At 63.1% G+C, this 18,900-nt stretch carries 17 protein-coding genes; 5 read left to right on the forward strand and 12 right to left on the reverse strand.

What is annotated here, in order from left to right:
- Positions 1–35: 35 nt before the first annotated feature.
- Positions 36–908, reverse strand: a complete 873-nt coding sequence (locus AC1DXN_RS18540; protein WP_477275065.1) for a helix-turn-helix transcriptional regulator — start codon at positions 906–908, stop codon at positions 36–38.
- Positions 909–1,008: 100 nt separating this feature from the next.
- Here AC1DXN_RS18540 and AC1DXN_RS18545 point away from each other — a divergent pair, with 100 nt between their 5' ends.
- Positions 1,009–1,848: an SDR family oxidoreductase gene (locus tag AC1DXN_RS18545; RefSeq protein WP_477275067.1), complete on the forward strand. Its 840-nt coding sequence runs from the start codon at positions 1,009–1,011 to the stop codon at positions 1,846–1,848.
- Positions 1,845–2,567 (forward strand): SDR family oxidoreductase, encoded by a 723-nt coding sequence (locus AC1DXN_RS18550; protein ID WP_477275069.1) that lies wholly within the window; start codon positions 1,845–1,847, stop codon positions 2,565–2,567. Before AC1DXN_RS18545 ends, AC1DXN_RS18550 begins: the two co-directional genes overlap by 4 nt.
- 44 nt (positions 2,568–2,611) lie before the next feature.
- Here the strand turns inward: AC1DXN_RS18550 and AC1DXN_RS18555 are convergent, their stop codons facing one another.
- The 5 genes from AC1DXN_RS18555 to AC1DXN_RS18575 all read right to left on the reverse strand — a co-directional run bounded on the left by AC1DXN_RS18555 (position 2,612) and on the right by AC1DXN_RS18575 (position 7,268).
- Positions 2,612–3,070, reverse strand: a complete 459-nt coding sequence (locus AC1DXN_RS18555) for a carboxymuconolactone decarboxylase family protein (RefSeq protein WP_477244501.1) — start codon at positions 3,068–3,070, stop codon at positions 2,612–2,614.
- A gap of 32 nt (positions 3,071–3,102) precedes the next feature.
- Positions 3,103–3,621, reverse strand: coding sequence for an RrF2 family transcriptional regulator (locus AC1DXN_RS18560; protein WP_477275071.1), 519 nt, complete (start codon positions 3,619–3,621; stop codon positions 3,103–3,105).
- A 110-nt stretch (positions 3,622–3,731) separates the two neighbouring features.
- The gene (gene preA / locus AC1DXN_RS18565; protein WP_477244497.1) at positions 3,732–5,045 is read right to left on the reverse strand and encodes an NAD-dependent dihydropyrimidine dehydrogenase subunit PreA; all 1,314 of its coding nucleotides are present in this window, start codon (positions 5,043–5,045) and stop codon (positions 3,732–3,734) included.
- A gap of 2 nt (positions 5,046–5,047) precedes the next feature.
- Positions 5,048–6,412, reverse strand: a complete 1,365-nt coding sequence (locus AC1DXN_RS18570; RefSeq protein WP_477275073.1) for an NAD(P)-dependent oxidoreductase — start codon at positions 6,410–6,412, stop codon at positions 5,048–5,050.
- A gap of 148 nt (positions 6,413–6,560) precedes the next feature.
- Positions 6,561–7,268, reverse strand: coding sequence for a gamma-glutamylcyclotransferase (locus AC1DXN_RS18575; protein ID WP_477275075.1), 708 nt, complete (start codon positions 7,266–7,268; stop codon positions 6,561–6,563).
- Positions 7,269–7,456: 188 nt separating this feature from the next.
- Between AC1DXN_RS18575 and AC1DXN_RS18580 the strand changes: the two genes are divergently transcribed.
- Positions 7,457–8,233 carry a VOC family protein gene (locus AC1DXN_RS18580; RefSeq protein ID WP_477275077.1) on the forward strand — a complete coding sequence of 259 codons (777 nt, stop codon included), beginning with the start codon at positions 7,457–7,459 and terminating at the stop codon, positions 8,231–8,233.
- A 52-nt stretch (positions 8,234–8,285) separates the two neighbouring features.
- On the opposite strand, the gene AC1DXN_RS18585 is transcribed toward AC1DXN_RS18580, so the two are convergent.
- The gene (locus AC1DXN_RS18585) at positions 8,286–8,774 is read right to left on the reverse strand and encodes a hypothetical protein (protein WP_477275079.1); all 489 of its coding nucleotides are present in this window, start codon (positions 8,772–8,774) and stop codon (positions 8,286–8,288) included.
- A gap of 202 nt (positions 8,775–8,976) precedes the next feature.
- On the opposite strand from AC1DXN_RS18585, the gene AC1DXN_RS18590 reads away from it, so the two are divergent.
- Positions 8,977–9,369 carry a DoxX family protein gene (locus tag AC1DXN_RS18590; RefSeq protein WP_477245016.1) on the forward strand — a complete coding sequence of 131 codons (393 nt, stop codon included), beginning with the start codon at positions 8,977–8,979 and terminating at the stop codon, positions 9,367–9,369.
- Between the two features lie 70 nt (positions 9,370–9,439).
- Here AC1DXN_RS18590 and AC1DXN_RS18595 read toward each other — a convergent pair whose 3' ends face one another.
- Positions 9,440–11,866, reverse strand: coding sequence for a GcvT family protein (locus tag AC1DXN_RS18595; protein ID WP_477275081.1), 2,427 nt, complete (start codon positions 11,864–11,866; stop codon positions 9,440–9,442).
- A gap of 57 nt (positions 11,867–11,923) precedes the next feature.
- Positions 11,924–13,462: a trimethylamine methyltransferase family protein gene (locus tag AC1DXN_RS18600; protein ID WP_477275083.1), complete on the reverse strand. Its 1,539-nt coding sequence runs from the start codon at positions 13,460–13,462 to the stop codon at positions 11,924–11,926.
- A 218-nt stretch (positions 13,463–13,680) separates the two neighbouring features.
- Here AC1DXN_RS18600 and AC1DXN_RS18605 point away from each other — a divergent pair, with 218 nt between their 5' ends.
- The gene (locus AC1DXN_RS18605) at positions 13,681–14,271 is read left to right on the forward strand and encodes a transglycosylase SLT domain-containing protein (RefSeq protein WP_477244482.1); all 591 of its coding nucleotides are present in this window, start codon (positions 13,681–13,683) and stop codon (positions 14,269–14,271) included.
- A gap of 13 nt (positions 14,272–14,284) precedes the next feature.
- On the opposite strand, the gene AC1DXN_RS18610 is transcribed toward AC1DXN_RS18605, so the two are convergent.
- From AC1DXN_RS18610 to AC1DXN_RS18620, 3 genes are read right to left on the reverse strand one after another with little or no spacing between them, the layout of a single operon-like run.
- Complete coding sequence (locus AC1DXN_RS18610) at positions 14,285–16,630, reverse strand: dipeptide ABC transporter ATP-binding protein (RefSeq protein WP_477275085.1); 2,346 nt, start codon at positions 16,628–16,630, stop codon at positions 14,285–14,287.
- Between the two features lie 51 nt (positions 16,631–16,681).
- The gene (locus AC1DXN_RS18615) at positions 16,682–17,839 is read right to left on the reverse strand and encodes an ABC transporter permease (protein WP_477275087.1); all 1,158 of its coding nucleotides are present in this window, start codon (positions 17,837–17,839) and stop codon (positions 16,682–16,684) included.
- 12 nt (positions 17,840–17,851) lie between these two features.
- Positions 17,852–18,886, reverse strand: a complete 1,035-nt coding sequence (locus AC1DXN_RS18620; protein WP_477244476.1) for an ABC transporter permease — start codon at positions 18,884–18,886, stop codon at positions 17,852–17,854.
- Positions 18,887–18,900 lie beyond the last annotated feature (14 nt).

Raw genomic sequence — 18,900 nt, forward strand, 5'->3', positions numbered from 1 at the left:
TGGATGACGAAGTCGACGGGCGCCGCCACCCAACATCACGCGCTGCGCCGCTCGACGGGCAGCGCGTCCACCAATGCCTGCAGCTTGGCGATCGAGTTCTGCTCGGCGAGCGGGGTGTAGACGATCAGCTTCATGTCCGAGCCGTCGTCGATCGACAGGCTCATATGCTCGAATGTCATGGCGCCGGCGCTCGGATGCCGGACATGCTTCACCCCCGACAATCGGCGCGCCACGTCGCGTTGCGGCCACCAGTCGCGGAACTCCGGGCTCGAGCGCGTCATCAACGCGATCAGCCGTTCGAAATCCGCATCGCCGACATAGCGGGCGCTTTCCGCCCGGAACGAGGCCAGCACGGTGCGCGCCAGCTGCTCCCAGTCGGCCAGCAGGCGCCGGTGGTGCGGATTGGTGAACACCATGTGGACGATGTTGCGGGCGTCGCCCTCCAGCAGGCCATAGTCGCCGAACACCGCTACAGCCGCCGGATTCCAGGCCAGCACATCCCAGCGCCGTCCCACGACATAGGCCGGCTGCAGCACCAGGCTTTGCAGCATATGCAGTAACGGACCGTCGACCTTTTCCGGCGCGACAGTGCGACGCTCCGGCAGCTGACGGCCGGCGAGAATGAACAGATGCCGCTTCTCGGCCGCGTCCAGGCGCAGCGCCTCGCTGAGCGCCGCCAGCACCTCCACCGACGGCCGGACCTCACGCCCTTGCTCCAGCCAAGTGTACCAAGTGGTGCCGACGCCGGCGATCATCGCCACTTCTTCGCGCCGCAGCCCTGGCGTGCGCCGCCGCATGCCGGTCGCAATGCCGGTGGCCGACGGCGTCAGCCTTTCGCGGCGCGAGCGCAGGAAGGCGCCAAGCTCGCGCCGTCGGCTGTCTTCAGCGGAATGCGATGGGGATTCCATGAATCTATTATAGCAGTATTGATACCAGGATAAAGTTTGAACTGTTTGCGATGCGTCGGGCGCGCCATCTTCCGTTCAGAGCAATATGGAGGCTCTGAGCATGGACCTGAAAGACAAGACAATCCTCATCACCGGCTCGACCGACGGCGTCGGCCGCGTCGTTGCGCAAAGGCTCGGCGCCGGCGGCGCTCGTGTGCTGGTGCATGGCCGCGATGCGACACGCGGCAAGGCAACCGTCGCCGAAATCGAAGCCGCCGGCGGCAAGGCCGAGTTTCTCGCCGCCGATCTTTCCTCGCTGGCCGAGGTGCGCCGCCTCACTGAGGCCGTGCGCGGAAAAACCAGCCGGCTCGACATCCTCATCAACAATGCCGGTATCGGCACCGCCGGCGCCAAACGGCAAGTCAGCGCCGACGGCTTCGAATTGCGTTTTGCCGTCAACTATCTCGCCGGCTTCCTGCTCACCAGTGAGCTCCTGCCGCTGCTCAAGGCGAGCGCGCCTTCGCGCGTCGTCAACGTCGCTTCTGCCGGCCAGCAGGCGATCGACTTCGGCGATGTCATGCCGACCCGTTCCTATGATGGCGTGCGAGCCTACTGCCAGAGCAAGCTGGCGCAGATCCTGTTCACCATCGACCTGGCCGAGCAGCTGAAAGGCACCGGCGTTACCGTCAACGCTTTGCACCCGGCCAGCTACATGAACACCACCATGGTCCGCCAGGCCGGCGTCACGCCATGGAGTTCGGTCGAGACCGGCGCCGACGCCATCCTCAACCTTGCCACCTCATCAGCGCTCGAAGGGCGCAGCGGCCTCTATTTCGACGGCCTGAAGGAATCCCGCGCCGATGCGCAAGCCTACGACGCCAAGGCCAGACAGCAATTGCGCGATTTGAGCCTGGACCTGGTCGGCCTTGCCTCCCCTGCATCGAAGGAACAGCATTCATGACCAAGACAATCCAGCACACCGTCATCGTCGGCGGCTCATCCGGCATCGGCCTGGCGACCGCGCGAAAACTGCTTGGCCCTGAGATGAAGGTGACCATCACCGGCCGCAACCAGGACAAGCTCACCAGCGCCTGGAAGAGCCTTGGCGGCGCTGCCGAGAAGACTGCCTTCGACGCCGCGAAGCCGGACGAGGTGCGTCGATTCTTCGATGGCCTCGGCCCCTTCGATAATCTCGTTCTGGCGGCGAGCGGCGGCAAGGGGCTTGGTCCATTCGCAAGCCTCGACCTCGCCGACATCGGCGGCGGCGTCGACGAGAAAGTCCGGCCGCAGCTGTCCTGCCTGCAGGCCGCTTTGCCGACCTTGAAAAAGGGCGGCTCGGTGACCTTCATTTCGGCGGTATCGGCACAACTGTCGGCGCCCGGAGTCGCCGGCATTGCCGCCGTCAACGGCATGCTGTTGACCGTGGTGCCGATCCTTGCGGTGGAGCTCAAACCGCTGCGCGTCAATGTCGTCGCGCCCGGCGTCATCGACACGCCATGGTGGGATTTCCTTCCCGAAGAGCAGCGGCAGTCGGTGTTCCGCGACTATGCCGGCAAGACCCCGGTCGGCCGCGTCGGCCGCGCCGAGGACGTCGCCGATGCCATCGCCTTCCTGGTCTCAAATGGTTTCGTCACCGGCCAGGTGCTGACCTGCGACGGCGGCCTGCGATTTGCGGCGTGATGGACATTGGCGGCTGCCCGGAGGCCGCCGCCAATGTTGAACAATCAGGCGGCCTTGGCAGCCGGCATCGGATGGATGGCGTGGAACGGGATGCACAGCCGGTTCCAAATGTTGATCATGCCGAGCGCGACCGACAGCTTGACCAGTTCCTCCTCGGAGAAATGCTCGAGCGTGCTGGCATAGAGCGCGTCCGGCACACCGTTGCCGGCGATCAACGTTACCGCCTCGGTCCAGGCGAAGGCGGCGCGCTCGCGCTCGGAAAACAGCGGCGATTCCTTCCAGGCCGAGACGAGATAGAGCCGCTGCTCGGTCTCGCCGTCGCGACGCGCCTCGCGGCTGTGCATCTCGACGCAATAGGAGCAGCCATTGATCTGCGACGCCCTGAGCTTGATCAGGTGCAGCAGGCCCGCCTCGAGCCCGCATTCGTCCACCGCCTTGTTGAGCGCCGATACCGCCTTCATGATTTCCGGCGCCTTGGCAAAGAATTGCAGTCTCTGTTTCATCGTCTTTCCTTTCACGTCTGTCTGGCGGGGGTCTAAACTTGCTTGGTCGAAGCGGATTTCTGCGGCCGCTGATGGCGGGCGACAAAGGCACAGCTTGCGGCAATCGATCGCGGATCGCCTTCCGCCTGGTAAGTTGCCACGATGTCGGACAACCGGGTTTCAGCGAGAGCGGCGCGATAGGCACGCTCTGCTTTGAGCATCGCGGCGTTGATGCCGCACAGCTTCACATAGGCCGAAGCATCGAGCTTGACCGGCCCGTTGCGGCGAATCTCGCCGCAGCGAAAGGCCGGCTCACGCCCTTCTACCGCCAGCACGATATCGAGCAGCGTGATGCGCTCTGCCGGCCGCGCCAGCCGGTAGCCGCCGGACGGCCCCGGCACCGATTCCAGGATGCGCGCCGCCGTGAGCTGGTTGAGATGCTTGAGCAGATAACTCGGCGACAGGCCGAAGCACTCCGCCAAGGCTGCGCCCGGCATGGTGCCGTTGCCCTCCACGCTGGCCAGCGTAGCCGCACAATGGATGGCCGCTTCGACGCCTTCGCCCAGCTTCATGGTGTTGATCTCCAATTCATGGATAGTTCTTATCGTGGATAATTTTTATCTGCAATAGGAAAATGAAAAACGGCGCCCGAAGGCGCCGCTTTTTCGTAGAATGCCGTACCCTATTCCGCAGCCACCTTGGCCATCGGGTTGTTCGGGTGCGTCGTCCAGTTGGCATAGATCGGCGACACCGGCTTGCCGGTGCGCTGGTCCATGGCGCCGACCGCCAGCGGCTCCATGGTGATGCAGTTCTCGACCGGGCAGACATTGACGCACAGATTGCAGCCGACGCATTCGGCCTCGATCACCTCGAAGTGCCTGACACCGTCGACCATGTTGGTGATCGCCTGATGCGAGGTGTCCTCGCAGGCGATGTGGCAGCGGCCGCATTTGATGCAGGCGTCCTGGTCGATATGTGCCTTGGCGATGTAGTTGAGGTTGAGATACTGCCAGTCGGTGACGTTGGGCGTGGCGCGGCCGATGATGTCGTCCAGCGAGGCATGGCCCTTCTCGTCCATCCAGTTTTCCAGGCCGGCGATCATCTCCTGCACGATCTTGAAGCCGTAGGTCATCGCCGCCGTGCACACCTGCACATTGCCGGCGCCGAGCGCCATGAATTCGGCCGCATCGCGCCAGGTGGTGATGCCGCCGATGCCGGAGATCGGCAGGCCGTGTGTTTCCGGATCGCGGGCGATCTCGGCCACCATGTTCATGGCGATCGGCTTCACCGCCGGGCCGCAATAGCCACCGTGCGAGCCCTTGCCGTCGATGGTCGGCTCTGGCGCGAAGCTGTCGAGATTGACGCCGGTGATCGAATTGATGGTGTTGATCAGCGATACCGCGTCGGTGCCGCCGGAGAGTGCGGCGCGCGCCGGCTTGCGGACATCGGTGATGTTGGGCGTCAGCTTGGTGATAACAGGCATGCGGGTGTTGGCCTTGCACCACCGCACCACCATTTCGATATATTCGGGCACCTGGCCGACGGCGGCACCCATACCGCGTTCCGACATGCCATGCGGGCAGCCGAAATTGAGCTCGATGCCGTCGGCCTCGGTCTCCTCGACCACCGGCAGGATCGCCTTCCAGCTTTCCTCGACGCAGGGCACCATCAGCGAGACGACGATGGCGCGGTCGGGCCAGTCCTTCTTGACCTGCTTGATCTCGCGCAGATTGACCTGCAGGTCGCGGTCGGTGATCAGCTCGATGTTGTTGAGGCCGAGCAGGCGGCGGTCGGCGCCCCAGATCGCGCCATAGCGCGGCCCGTTGACGTTGACCACCGGCGGGCCTTCCTCGCCCAGCGTCTTCCAGACGACGCCGCCCCACCCCGCCTTGAAGGCGCGGATGACGTTGTAGGCCTTGTCGGTCGGCGGCGCCGAGGCCAGCCAGAATGGATTGGGCGACTTGATGCCGACGAAATTATTGCGGATGTCTGCCATGCTCATGCCCTCCCGTTCGAGGTCAGTGCCCGGTTGATCGATTCAGCCGCGTCGCGGCCTTGCGCCACGGCCGAGACCGTCAGATCGTCGCCGCCAAAAATGCAGTCGCCGCCGGCCCAGACATTGGCGAGCGACGTGCGGCCTTCGGCGTCGACCTTGATGCGGCCGGCTTCGAGCGCGATCTCAGCGCCGCTGCCGTTGAGCGCGGCCGGCACAAAGCTCTGGCCGATGGCCTTGAACACCTGGTCGGCAACCAGCGTCAGCCGCTCGCCGGTGCCGGCAAGCTTGTCGCCGTTCATCGCGGTGTATTCGAGTTCGATGCCCGACACCTTGCCGCCCTCGGCGATGACCCGCTTCGGCTGCAGCCAGTGGCGGATGGTGACGCCGTTGGCGGCGGCCAGATCCTGTTCGAACCCGGAAGCGTTCATGTGTTCCTGACCGCGCCGGTAACAGATCGTCACTTCCTCGGCGCCGAGCAGCTTCGACTGCACCGCGGCGTCGATCGCCGTCATGCCGCCGCCGATGACGACGACGCGCCGCCCGACCGGCAGGCCTGAGAGGTCACTCGCCTGGCGAAGTTCCGAAATGAATTCCACCGCATTGGTGACGCCATCTGCGTCCTCGCCATCGGCGCGCAACGCGTTGACGCCGCCAAGCCCCATGCCGAGAAACACCGCGTCATAATTCCGGGTCAGGTCCGACAGCTGGTAGTCGCGGCCAAGCACCTTGCCGTTCTGGATATCGATGCCGCCGACCGCGGTGATATAGTCGACCTCGGCCTGGGCGAAATTGTCGATGCTCTTATAGGCGGCAATGCCATATTCATTGAGGCCGCCGGCCTTCGGGCGGGCTTCCAGGATGGTCACGTCGTGCCCATGACGGGCGAGCCTGTGCGCGGCGGCAAGACCAGCCGGCCCGGCGCCGACCACGGCGACCGTCTTGCCGGTCGAGGCGGCGCGCGGATAAAACTGCTTGTTCTCGGCCATGGCGACATCGGTGGCGTAGCGCTGCAGGCGGCCGATCTGCACCGGCTTGCCCTCGGCCACCTCGCGCACGCAGACCTCTTCGCACAAAGTCTCGGTCGGGCAGACACGGGCGCACATGCCGCCGAGGATGTTCTGGTCAAAGATCGTCTTGGCCGAACCGATCGGGTTGCCGGTCGAGATCTGTCGGATGAACAGCGGAATGTCGATCGAGGTCGGGCATGCATTCATGCACGGCGCATCGTAGCAGAAATAGCAGCGATCGGATTCGACCAGCGCCTCGTGATGGTCGAGCGGCGGATGCAGGTCGGAGAAATTGTCGGCATACTGCTCTGGCGAAAGCCGGCCGCCGGCAATGCCCTCTTTGAACTGGCCCTCTGGCATCGTCAGTTCCCCTTGTCCCCTTGTTTTCGTTTTGGGGAAGGCTAGCACGTTTTATTTTTTTATCAATTGGTCAATTTTCGACGCAAGCCTCTGAAAACCCTCGATAATAACATGATTTTTTTACTCATGTTATGCGTGTCTATTGCGCCTACAGCGCAGACGAAAGGGCGACCGCAAGAGTGCGACCATGGATCGAGCTAATCTCGTCGGCGACCAGCTTCTGCAACCGCCACAGATTGCGGTCATGGATGCCGAATTCTTCGAGATGGCTGACCGTGTTGTAGAGATATTCGGCGCCGGACCCGACATGCCCGCACGCCCTGGCCAGCACCTTTGCCACCGTCTCCAGCGGCTGGTTGAGCGACGTGCCCCTGCCGGTCACGCCGACCCAGAAGCCCAGCGCCCGCAACGGCCCTTGCGCGGTGCGCACCGGAAGCCATCGGACCGAACTGACACTCTCGTGATCGTCGACCTCGCGGCGCAACAGCCTTTCGATCTGGGCCGGCTTGTCGCCGTCCGGCAGACGGTAGATCACGCCGTCGCATCGTCCGCCCTTTTCGAGCGCCATCATCAATCCCGGTTGCTGGGTGCTGCCGCGCCAGCGCCTGATATCGAGACAGAACGACCGATGCCAGCCGAAGGCGCTGGCGCGCTGCCGTTCGACGGACTCGAAGGCTGGCTTCCAGATCAGCGAGCCATAGGCGAACACCCACAGTGGTCCCTTGTCTGCCTCGCCCGAAAGCCGCGAGGCTATGGTCCGGTAATCCTCATCGTTCAACTGCGTCCAGCTGCCATCGGGACCAGGATCGGCCTCTTCCCGATGGCACAGTGCGACAAGCTCTGAGGTGAGCGACATTTGGCGACGCATGGAACGACAACCCCCGTTGGCGCCAGAAAAGGGGAAAACCACAAGGCGCGCAAGCCGTGGAACGCTTGTGAACGCACCGTCGTTATTGTGTGGCCGATGTCGGATTGGCGTCGCGAGGATCGTCCTAGGATGGATCACGCATGATCGAAGCCTGGAAACCACAAGGAGCCCCGACAATGCCAAAGTCCCCGATGCCCTTCTTCTGGTACGAGTTGATGACCACCGATCTCGATGCCGCCGAGGCGTTCTACACCGCCGTGGTCGGCTGGAAGGCGCAGCCCTTCGACAAGGCGCCCGGCATGCCCCGCTACATCGTCATGAATGTCGGGGAACGTGGCGTCGGCGGCCTGATGACGCTGCCGGAAGATGCCGCCAAGATGGGCATGCCGCCAGCCTGGCTCGGCTACATCCACACCAAGGATGCCGATGCCTCGACGAAGTCGCTGGAGAAAGCCGGCGGCAAGGTTCATCGCCAACCCGACGACATTCCGGGTGTCGGCCGCTTTGCAGTCGTCGCCGACCCACAGGGCGCGACCTTCATGTTCCTGCAGCCGAACGGTCCAGACCAGCCCATCGTGCCGGCCAGCACGCCCGGCCATATAGGCTGGCACGAGCTCTACACGAGCGACTGGAAGGCTGCGTTCGATTTCTACTCCAGCCAGTTCGGCTGGACCGATGCCGGCGATTTCGACATGGGCCCGATGGGCACCTACCAGACCTTTGCAGCCGGCCCCGAATCCGGCGGTGGCATGATGAACAAGCCCGAGCAGATTCCGGTGCCGGTCTGGCAGTTCTACTTCAATGTTCCCGCCATCGACGCGGCAGCCAAGCGCGTCACCGACAATGGCGGCAAGATCCTGATGGGCCCGATCGAGGTTCCCGGCGGCAGCTGGGTCGTGCAATGCACGGATCCGCAGGGCGCCCATTTCGCACTGATGGCACCAGTGCGATAACAAGCCCGTCACGGGATGAACGCGGAATAGTCATCGCGCTCCGGCGCGATGACTATTCCGGCGGCAGCACCGCGACCTTGATGCTCTCGTCCTTGGCGCCACTGAACTGGATGGTGGCTGGTCCGGCCGACAGCTTGAAACGAAGGCTTTTGCGGATGCCGGGGCAGGTTTTCACGCCGCTGAACGCGGCCGACTTCGTGGCATGGCCGTCCTGAACGACGTCGACCCAGGCCTCGTCGGACAGACTGATCTGCAGCTCGCCTTCCGGCGGCACGGTCACGCTTGCCGTTGCGCCGAATGTACCGGCTGCAGGCGCACGTTCCGGCGGCACGGTGAAGCTGATCGTGTCGACCGGCTCAAGTGCCAGATCCGCAGCCTCGCCGAGCGCAAGCGAGGCGCCGGGCTGCGCGGCGGGCGCCGTCGGAAATAGGGACTGCTCGCGTGTCACCGGCCATTTGAAGGCATCACAGCCGGCGCCGGCGGCCATGGCGAAGCTGGTTCCCACAAGGATTGCGAATAGGCTGATGGCGACTTTTTTCATGGCAAAGCGAACCCACACGGTTTGGTGTATCTACACCACCAATACAACCATAGCGATACTTATGCAACCACAGAGTGAATAAATGTGAAAGGACAGCAGGGGACCAATCACCGATTGTTGATGGCAGGCCATGGGAAGTGAGTGGTCCATCGTCGGGCGATAATCTATGGCCGAACTGGGTGGGTTTAAAATGGAGTTTTTGATGAAGCTTTTTGACGGTCTAGCCAAATTTCAGCCGCAGGCTCTGGGCGTGCTGCGCATCATAACGGCGCTGCAGTTCATCGAGCACGGCTCCCAGAAGCTGTTCAATTTCCCCGTCAGCGATCATGCGGGCGCTCTGACCGGACTGACATTGACTGCGGGCATTCTCGAATTCGCCGGCGGCATCCTGCTGGCGCTCGGGCTGTTGACCCGGCCGGTGGCCTTCCTTCTCGCAGGCGAGATGGCCATCGCCTATTTCATGGCGCACTACCCGCGCGACTTCTTCCCAGTCAACAACAGCGGCGATTCGGCGATCTCCTTCTGCTTCATCTTCCTCTATCTGGTGTTTGCTGGCGCCGGCGCCTTCGCGCTGGACAACCGCCGCAGCGCCTGACGTTCAACGAGCGGCGCGCTTACAAAACAAGAATCAGAAGCGCATCGGCGAAGCCGGAGCGCTTCTGACTTCAGGCGCGCATCCTTTCGAAATTGGCGTCGAACAGCGGCGTCGGCTGCATGCGCGCGGCATGACGCTTGCCCAAAAGCTCGATTTCGAAACCGTCGGTCGCGTCGGCAATCTCCTTTGGCACATAGCCGAGCGCAACGGACTTTTTCGAATGATGCGCGTAGCCGCCTGAGGTGACCCAGCCGCGCACGGCGCCGTCGAACCAGATCGGCTCGTCGCCGATGACATCCGCATCGATTGCTTCGACGACAAAGGCGCGCAGCCGTAGTCTGCCGCCTTGCTTGCGCTCGGCGAGGGCTGCCTGCTTGCCGATGAAATCGGCCTCCTTGCCATAGGCGACAAAACGGTCGAGCCCCGCTTCCAGCGGTCCATAGATCGGCCGGTACTCACGCGCCCACGAGCCGTAATTCTTCTCGAGCCTGAGCGCGTTGAGCGCGCGCGAGCCGAACAGGCCGATGCCGAATTCTTCGCCCGCCGCCATCAGCGTCTGATAGGCCGCACGCTGATATTCCGGCGCCACCCAGATTTCGTAGCCGAGATCGCCGGTGTAGCTGACGCGGCCGACCAGGCACGGCGCCATGCCGATATCCATTTTTGCAACCGCCATGAACGGGAGTGCGGCATTGGAGACATCCGCGCGGGTGGCTTTCGCCAGCACCTCCCTCGCCTTCGGGCCGGCGATTGCGAGGCCGGTGAGCTTTTGCGCCAGCGCTTCGATGCGAACCGAGCCGTCGGCAGGCAGATGCGCCTCGAACCAGCGCATATGGTACTGCTCGGCGACACCGGAACCGGCGATGAACCATTCACCGTCGCCGATATTGGCGAGGGTAAAATCACCGATCAGCCTGCCGTCCTCCTTCAGCAACGGCGCCAGCGTCATGCGGCCTGTTTTCGGTAGCTTGCATGCGAGGATACGGTCGAGCCAACTTGCTGCGCCCTCGCCCGTCACCTTGTACTTGGCGAAGCTCGAAATCTCCGCCAGGCCAACAGCTTCGCGGACGGTCGCGACCTCCCTGGCGACATGGGTGAAATCGCTCGAGCGCCGCCATGAGAACTCATCCTTGACCCCGTCGGGCGCATACCACAGCGGCACTTCCAGCCCGTAGGCGACGCCAAACTGAGCACCCTTGGCCGACAGAAGGTCATAGACCGGCGTCGTCTTCAGTGGCCGCCCGGCGGGTAGTTCCTCATTGGGGAAGCGGATGGAAAAGCGCCGGGAATAATTCTCGCGCACCTTGGCGTTGGTGTAGGCCATCGTCGCCCAATCGCCATAGCGCGAAACGTCCATCGCCCAGATGTCGGCGCCGGGATCGCCCTCGATCATCCAGTTCGACAGCGCCAGACCGACGCCGCCGCCCTGGGAGAAGCCCGCCATGACGCCGCAGGCGACCCAGAAACCCGGCAGGCCGCGCACCGGTCCGACCAGCGGGTTGCCGTCCGGCGCGAAGGTGAAGGGGCCGTTGATGATCTGCTTGATGCCGGTGTTCTGGAATGCCGGGAAATGCCGGAAGCCGACTTCGAGCGACGGTGCGATGCGGTCGATGTCCGGCTCCAGCAATTCATGGCCGAAATTCCACGGCGTGGAGAACTCGGACCATGGCTTGTTGGCCTTCTCATAGGTGCCCATCAGCATGCCGCCGCGCTCCTGGCGCAGGTAGAGTTCGCCGTCGAAATCGACCGCATGAATGATCTCTGCGCCGGTCCTGGCGTTCCAGGCAGCGACCTCCGGCATGTCCTCCGTGATCAGGTACATGTGCTCCATGGCCAGCACCGGCAGCTCGAGGCCGACCATGCGGCCGACCTCGCGCGCCCACAGGCCGCCGGCATTGACGATATGCTCGGCCACCACCTCGCCCTTGTTGGTGATGACGCGCCATAGGCCATCGGCACGCCGCACGATGTCTTCGACCTTGGTGAAGCGCTCGACCTCCGCGCCAAGCTTCCGCGCGGCCTTGGCATAGGCATGCGTGACGCCCGACGGATCGAGATGGCCGTCCTCCTTGTTGCGTACAGCGCCAACGAATTGTTTTGGGTCGAGCAGCGGCATCAGTTCGGCCGCCTCGTTGGGCGAGATCTCTTCGAGGTCGATGCCGAGGTAGCGCCCCTTGGCGACCACGCCGCGCAGCCAGTCGAGCCGCGCCTCAGTCGCCGCCAGCAAAACGCCGCCGGTCAGGTGCACCCCGGTCGCCTGTCCCGACAGTTCCTCGATCTCCTTGTAGAGCGAGATCGTGTATTTCTGCAGCTTGGCGACGTTGGGGTCGCCATTGATCGTGTGCATGCCGCCGGCCGCGTGCCAGGTCGAGCCGGATGTCAGCTCGTCCCGCTCCAAAAGCACCACGTCGGTCCAGCCATGGCGTGCCAGATGGAACAGCACCGAGCATCCAACGACGCCACCGCCAATGACCACGACCTTTGCATGCGATTTCATGGATTTTTCTCTGATATCAATGAGTTGGATGAGTGAGTGGATTCTGAATGGGAGGCATCACGGCTCGCCCTGCCCGATCGCTTCCTTGCGCGTGGCCACATAGGCCTCCAGCGCCTCGCTCACGGCAATGTCCATCACCGGCTCGACATAGTCTTCCAGCGCCTTCTTCCATAGCCGCGTCGCCCGCGCCGTGGCGTCTAGCCCGCCGGCCTCCTGCCACGCCTCGTAATTTTGCCAGTTGGACAGCATCGGCTGGTAGAAGGCGGTGGCGTAGCGTTCCAGCGTGTGCGGCTCGCCGAAGAAGTGACCGCCGGTCGGCACTGCTCCCAGCGCCTCGACGGCGAGTTCCGCCTCGTTAACTTCGATCGGGCGCAAGAACTCCATCATGTGCTGGATCATTTCGACGTCGATGATGAACTTTTCGAAGGATGCGGTCAGCCCGCCCTCCTGCCAGCCGGCGGCGTGATAGACGAGATTGCCGTGGCCGAGCACAGCACCCCAGAGCGCCATCAGCGTCTCATAGGCGCCTTGCGCGTCGGCGGCGTTGGAGGCCGAGCCCGGCGTGGTGCGGTAAGGCAGATTATAGCGCCGCGCGAGCTGTCCCGACGCGATGTTGGCCTTGGTGTTCTCCGGCGTGCCGAAGGCCGGTGCTCCGGACTTCATGTCGACATTGGAGGTGAAGGCGCCGTACATCACCGGCGCACCGGGGCGCACAAGCTGCGTCAGCACGACGCCGAACAGCGCCTCGGCGTTCTGCTGCGCCAGCGCACCGGCCAACGTCACCGGGCTCATCGCCCCCATCAGCGTGAACGGCGTCACCGCCACCGACTGGCCGAACTCGGCCATAGTCATCAGCCCTTCGGCCATCATCTCGTCAAAGCGGCGCGGCGAGTTGACAGAGATGATGGTGGTGACGCCAGGATCGTCGCGCATCTGGTCGAGCGTCATCCCGCGCGCGATCGCCATCATCTCGATGCCGTCCAGGGCCCTGCCCCGGCCGATGGCCGAGACATGGAAGCTTTTGTCGGTCAGCACCAGATTGGTGAAATAGGTGTCGAGATGGCGGGCGTTGGCCGGCAGTTCCACCGGCGCGCAGACCTGGTTGCCGAGCATGTGGATGCAGTTGAAATGCTGCGCCAGCCGGGTGAGGTCCGCATAGTCGCGCAAATTGCCGGCGCGCCGGCCGCGTTCCATGTCATGCACATTGGGTGGGCCGGCGACGAGCGTGAAAATGATGGTGTTGCCGCCGAGATGAACGGCATGGGCCGGATTGCGCGGTGTAAGCCGGTAGCTGGACTGTGTCGTCTTCAGCACTTCTTCGATCATGCCGCGATCGATGCGGACATTGGCCGTCGCGTGATCGACCCTGGCGCCCGCCTTCTCGAACAGCGACAGCGCCCGCGGGCTCATCACCTCGATGCCGAAATTCTCCAGAATGTGCATCGATGCCTGGTGGATCGCCTCGATCTGGTCGACTGAGAGCATCGCCATCGGCGGATAGGGATTGGTCACGCGCCTGAGCGGCAGTTGCGGGATAGCGGCGGGACCCCTGTTGCTGGTTCGCTCGGCGCCGCGCTTGCGTCTCGGTTCGGTCATGCCCCGCATCAAAGCCTTGGCACATTGGTCAGGCTGTCAGAAATACGCCATTCGCAGGCGTGATTTTAGCCAAGGCGGCACTTTAGGGATACCAGTCAGACAAAAACGCCAAAAAAGGTCGAAATATTGATACTTGGCCTGTTCGACCCAAAGCGCTCCGCAAGCCGTTAACGAACGCGGCAAGATTCCCTTTATGTTTTCGGCCTATTCGTCTTCCCATGGTCAGGTCGAGTTTTAGTAAAATTGTAGCTGTTTGCGTGCTGCTGGCGCTGTCGGCCTGCGCGACGCCGCCAAGCCACATCAACGATGTCTGCGCCGTCTTCGATCAGAACGATGGCTGGTTCGACAACTGGCAGGCGGCGGCCGAGCGCGCCGAGCAGAAATACGGCATACCGATTCCCGTGCTGATGGCGACGGTGCGCAAGGAATCCGGCTTCAAGAGCAACGCCAGGCCGCCGCGCACCAAGCTCTTGGGCTTCATTCCGTGGACCCATGTCTCCAGCGCCACCGGCTTTTCGCAGGCGCTGGACGGCACCTGGTCGCAATATCAGAGCGAGACCGGCAACTGGGCGGCGCGGCGGACGAAATTTGCCGATGCCGTCGATTTCGTCGGCTGGTATCATTCAAAGACAGCAGACACCTTTGGCGTCGCCCGCAACGACACCTACAATCTATACCTGGCCTACTATCTCGGCTGGACCGCCTATCAGCGCGGCAACCGCGGCGACGCCGGCGTCCAAGGCTATGCCCGGGCCACCGAAAAGATGGCCCGCGACTATGCCGCGCAGCTACGGCAATGCGAAAACTAGCACCCTTCCCGGTTTAGTGCCGCCTTGTCGTATCTTTCGGCTTTTTAACACCGGTTTCGGAAGCCTCGTCGACTACTTTGAGGCGACGGGCTCGCATCCCAGCCTGGCCCTGCTCCACGGCATCGCCGATCTCGTCCGCTGCCGCGGTCGACGATTTGCCACGCGGCCGTTTGGGCGCCGTTCCTGTCGAACCCGGCCCAGTGATATGGGGCGCGTCTTCCGGCACGCCTTCATGCGCGGCATGTTCCTTGTCGAATTTGATCACCGGCTCCATCTTGGCCAGCACGTCGTCGGCCAGCCAGCACAGGCTCATATGGCCGTCGCCGAGATGTTTGACCGGCGGCACCTTGGTCTCGCACAGATTGTCCGGCACCAGCTTCTTGTAGCCGCAGCGGGTCTGGAACGGACAGCCTGAGGGCGGGTTCATCGCCGACGGGATGTCGCCCTCCAGCACTATATGCCGTTTCACCACGCTGGTATCGGCGATAGGAATCGCCGACAGCAGCGCCTCGGTATAGGGGTGATAGGGCGGCGAAAAGATCTGGTCGGTCGTGCCCTGCTCGACGATATAGCCGAGATACATCACGACGACGCGGTCGGCGATGTAGCGCACCACCGACAGATCGTGGCTGATGAACAGCATCGTCGTCTTGTTCTTGCGCTGGATGTCCATCAGCAGCTCGGTCACCGCCGCCTGCACCGACACGTCGAGTGCCGACACCGGCTCGTCGGCCACCACCACCTTGGCATCGCCGGCGAAGGCCCGCGCCACGCCGATGCGCTGCTTCTGGCCGCCGGAAAGCTGACGCGGCTTGCGGGCTTCGAACGCCCGCGGCAGCTTCACCAAATCGAGCAGTTCCAGCATGCGCTTGCGGCGGTCGGCCACAGTGTTGCCGACGTTGAACTTTTCCAGCGTGCGGATGATCTGCGAGCCGACCGAGTGGCTGGGGTTCAGCGTGTCGAACGGATTCTGGAACACCATCTGGATCGACGACACGGTTTCGACACTGCGCTTTTCGATGCCGGTCGACTGGATCTCCTTGTTGCCGAGGGTCACTGTGCCCGAACTTGCCGTCTCCAGCCCGAGCAGCACCTTGGCCAGTGTCGACTTTCCGCAGCCGGATTCGCCGACGATGGCGACGGTCTCGGATTCGCGCGCCATGAACGAGATCGTCTCGTTGGCCTTGACGACGCGGCCCTCGCTCGAGCCGAACACTTCGCTGCCGCCGACCTTGTAGTATTTCCTGAGGTCTTCGATCTTGAGCACCGGCGCGCCGGGCACGACCCGCTCGTTGACCTTCTTGGCACCGGGCGGCAGCGCTTCCCAATCGATCTCGTTGAAGCGCACGCAGCGCGAAAAATGGCCTTCATGTCCCGCGACTTCGATCATCGGGATTTCGGCGGCGTTGCAGACCCCCTCGACGAAATGGTGGCAGCGCGGACCGAAATTGCAGCCCTTGGGCCGCTCATGCGGCAGCGGCAATTGCCCGGGAATGGAGATCAGCGGCCGTGAGTTCTTGTCGGCGCCCGGCAGCGGGATCGAGCGGAACAAGCCCTGCGTATAGGGATGGCGCATCCGGTCGAAGACGTCCTTGATCTTGCCGGTCTCCACCGCTTCGCCCGAATACATCACCGTGATGCGGTCGCAGGTCTCCAGGATCAGGCCGAGATTGTGCGACACGAAGATCATCGACGTGCCGAACTTCTCGCCGAGCCCCTTGACCAGGTCGACGATGCCGGCCTCCACCGTCACGTCCAGCGCCGTCGTCGGCTCGTCGAGCAAAAGCAGCGCCGGCTTCGACAGCAGTGCCATGGCGATGACGATGCGCTGCTGCTGGCCGCCGGAAAGCTGATGCGGGTAGGAACGCATCATGCGCTCGGGATCGGGCAGCTTGACCGAGCGCACCATGTCCAGCGCGCGTTTGTACGCCTCTTCCTTCGACACCTTGTCGTGGATCAGCGGCACTTCCATCAATTGCTGGCCGACCTTCATCGCCGGATTGAGGCTCGCCATCGGCTCCTGGTAGATCATGGCGATCTTGTTGCCGCGGATGGCGCGCAGCTCCTCATCGGAAAGCTCGCCCATGTCCTTGCCCTGGAACTTGATCTTGCCGCCGACGATCTTTCCGATGTTGGAGAGGTCGCGCATGATGCCGAGCGACACGGTCGACTTGCCGCAACCGGATTCACCGACAATGCCCATAGCCTCGCCCGGCATGACCGTGCAGGAAAAATCCATGACCGCCGGTATCTCGCCCTTGCGGGTGAAGAAGGAGATCGACAGGTTTTCGATCTCGATGATCGGCGCAGCGGTTGGCCCAGGGGTCGGCTTGCCGGGATTTCGAACTGCCTCATTCATGGGTCGCTCCAATCCAATTTCTTTCAGGCGCGTCGGGCCGAAACCCGCGGATCAGTCTTTCATCGATTGTTCGCGCAACGAGTCGGCGAGCAGGTTCAAGCCGAGCACGAACGACATCAGCGCGATCGTCGGCGGCAGCGCCGGATGGATGAAGGAGCGCAGCAGCCGGCTGGCGTCCTTGATCGCGGTGCCCCAGTCCGGGCTCTCCGGCGCCAGCCCCAGTCCGAAATAGCCGAGCGTGCCGAGCAGGATGGTGGTGTAGCCGATGCGCAGGCAGGCATCGACGATCAGCGGTCCGCGCGCATTGGGCAGGATTTCCCACAGCATGATGTACCAGGGCGATTCACCGCGCGTCTGCGCCGCCGCCACATAGTCACGGGTCTTGATGTCCATGACCAGGCCACGCACGATGCGGAACACGCCGGGGCTGGAGGCAAACACCACCGCGACGAAGATGTTGAGCTGGTTGGGATCGATGTGGATGATCTTGAACGGATCGGCATCGAAGACCAGGCCGAGGTAGACCCAGCCGCCGATGATCAGCGTCAGCCCGAGAAGGATGTAGAGGCGGTCGGGCCGGTTCTTGTAGCGCGTCCAGAACAGCACGCTGAAGAAGATGATCGGGAACATGAAGAACAGCCCGGCCATGCCGTAGGGGATCGGCGTGTCCATGATACCCGGCGTCACCAGCAGGTAGAACAGCAGGATCACCGGGAAGGCCAGCACCAGGTTGGCGAGGAACGACAGCACGGTGTCGATCTTGCCGCCATAGTAGCCGGCCGGCAGGCCGAGCGTGATGCCAACCATCAGCGCAAACCCCGTCGCCGCCGGCGCGATGATCAGCACGATCTGGCTGCCATAGACCATGCGGCTGAACACATCGCGGGCAAGCTTGTCGCCGCCGAAGTAGTAGATGAGTTTCGATGCCGGCTCGATCGCACCCGGCAGCGCATCCTTCATGACCACGATCTGGTCGAGCGGATTGAAAGGCGAGATGGTCGACGCGAAGATCGCCGTGAACAGCCAGAACAGGCAGATGCCGACACCGACAATGCCGACGCCGCTGTCGAACAGCTGGCCGTAGAGGCCGAGCCTCTTCTTGTAGGCGAAGCTCGCCCCCATCACCAGGGCAAGCCCTAACCAGACCGGCCAGAAACGCGCAACCACGCCGAGCACGACATTGAAGGCACCGATATATTCGACCTGCATCCGCCCGACCCCCTACTGAACTCTGATACGCGGATTGAGGAACGCGTAGCCGACATCGGAAATGAGCTGGGTGATCAGGACGATGAACACCGAGACCAGCGAACAACCGAGCAAAAGATCGATGTCGTTGTTGCCGGCCGCCTCGACCAGCGTGTAGCCAAAACCCTGGTAGCGGAACATCACCTCGACGATGACGACGCCGGTGAGCAGCCAGGGAAATTGCAGCATGATGACCGTGAACGGCGCGATCAGCGCGTTGCGCAGCGCATGCTTGACCACCACGCTGCCGAAGGAGAGGCCCTTCAGCCGGGCCGTGCGGATATATTGCTGCGTCATCACCTCGACCATCGAGGCGCGCGTCATGCGGGCGATATAGCCAATGCCGTAGATTGCCAGCGTCATCACCGGCAGCGTGAAATTGTAGAAGGTTATGCCCTGGCTTGCCGAGGCCGCAGAACCGTTCAGCCAGCCGAGCCACGAGGCGAAGATGACGGTGAAGATGACGCCCGACACATATTCGGGCGTCGCCGTCGACGCAATCGAGGCCACCGATAGCACCCGATCGGTTCGTGACCCCTCGCGCATGCCGGCAAGAATACCGATCAAGAGCGAGATCGGCACCATGACCAGCAGCACACAGAGCATCAGGATGCCGGTGGCGCTCAAAGCCGGAAAAAGCTTCGACGCCACAGTGGTCTTGAACTTGGTCGAGCAGCCGAAATCGCCTTGCAGGATGCCGGAGAAGGTTGGCACCAGTGGATCATTGCAGAAGGAGAAACGCTGCGCAGGCTTGCCTGTGGCGGGGTCCGTCACCGGCTGCTTGGGCATCAGGCCGAGCCACTGGCCGTAGCGGACGAAGAAGTTCTGCCGGTAGCCATGTTCGGCCAGCCAGTTTTCCAGCTGCTCGGCGGAAGTATGCATTTCGGTCTGGCTGATCGCCAGCTTCTTCAGGTTCGGATCGAGATTGATCAGGAAGAAGACGATCATCGTCAGGCACAGCATCGTCAATGCCATGGTGCCGAGACGCCTGAGAACGAAAGAAAGCATGGCGGTCCCCTGCC

It is taken from the genome of Mesorhizobium sp. P2_H9, from assembly GCF_056403215.1.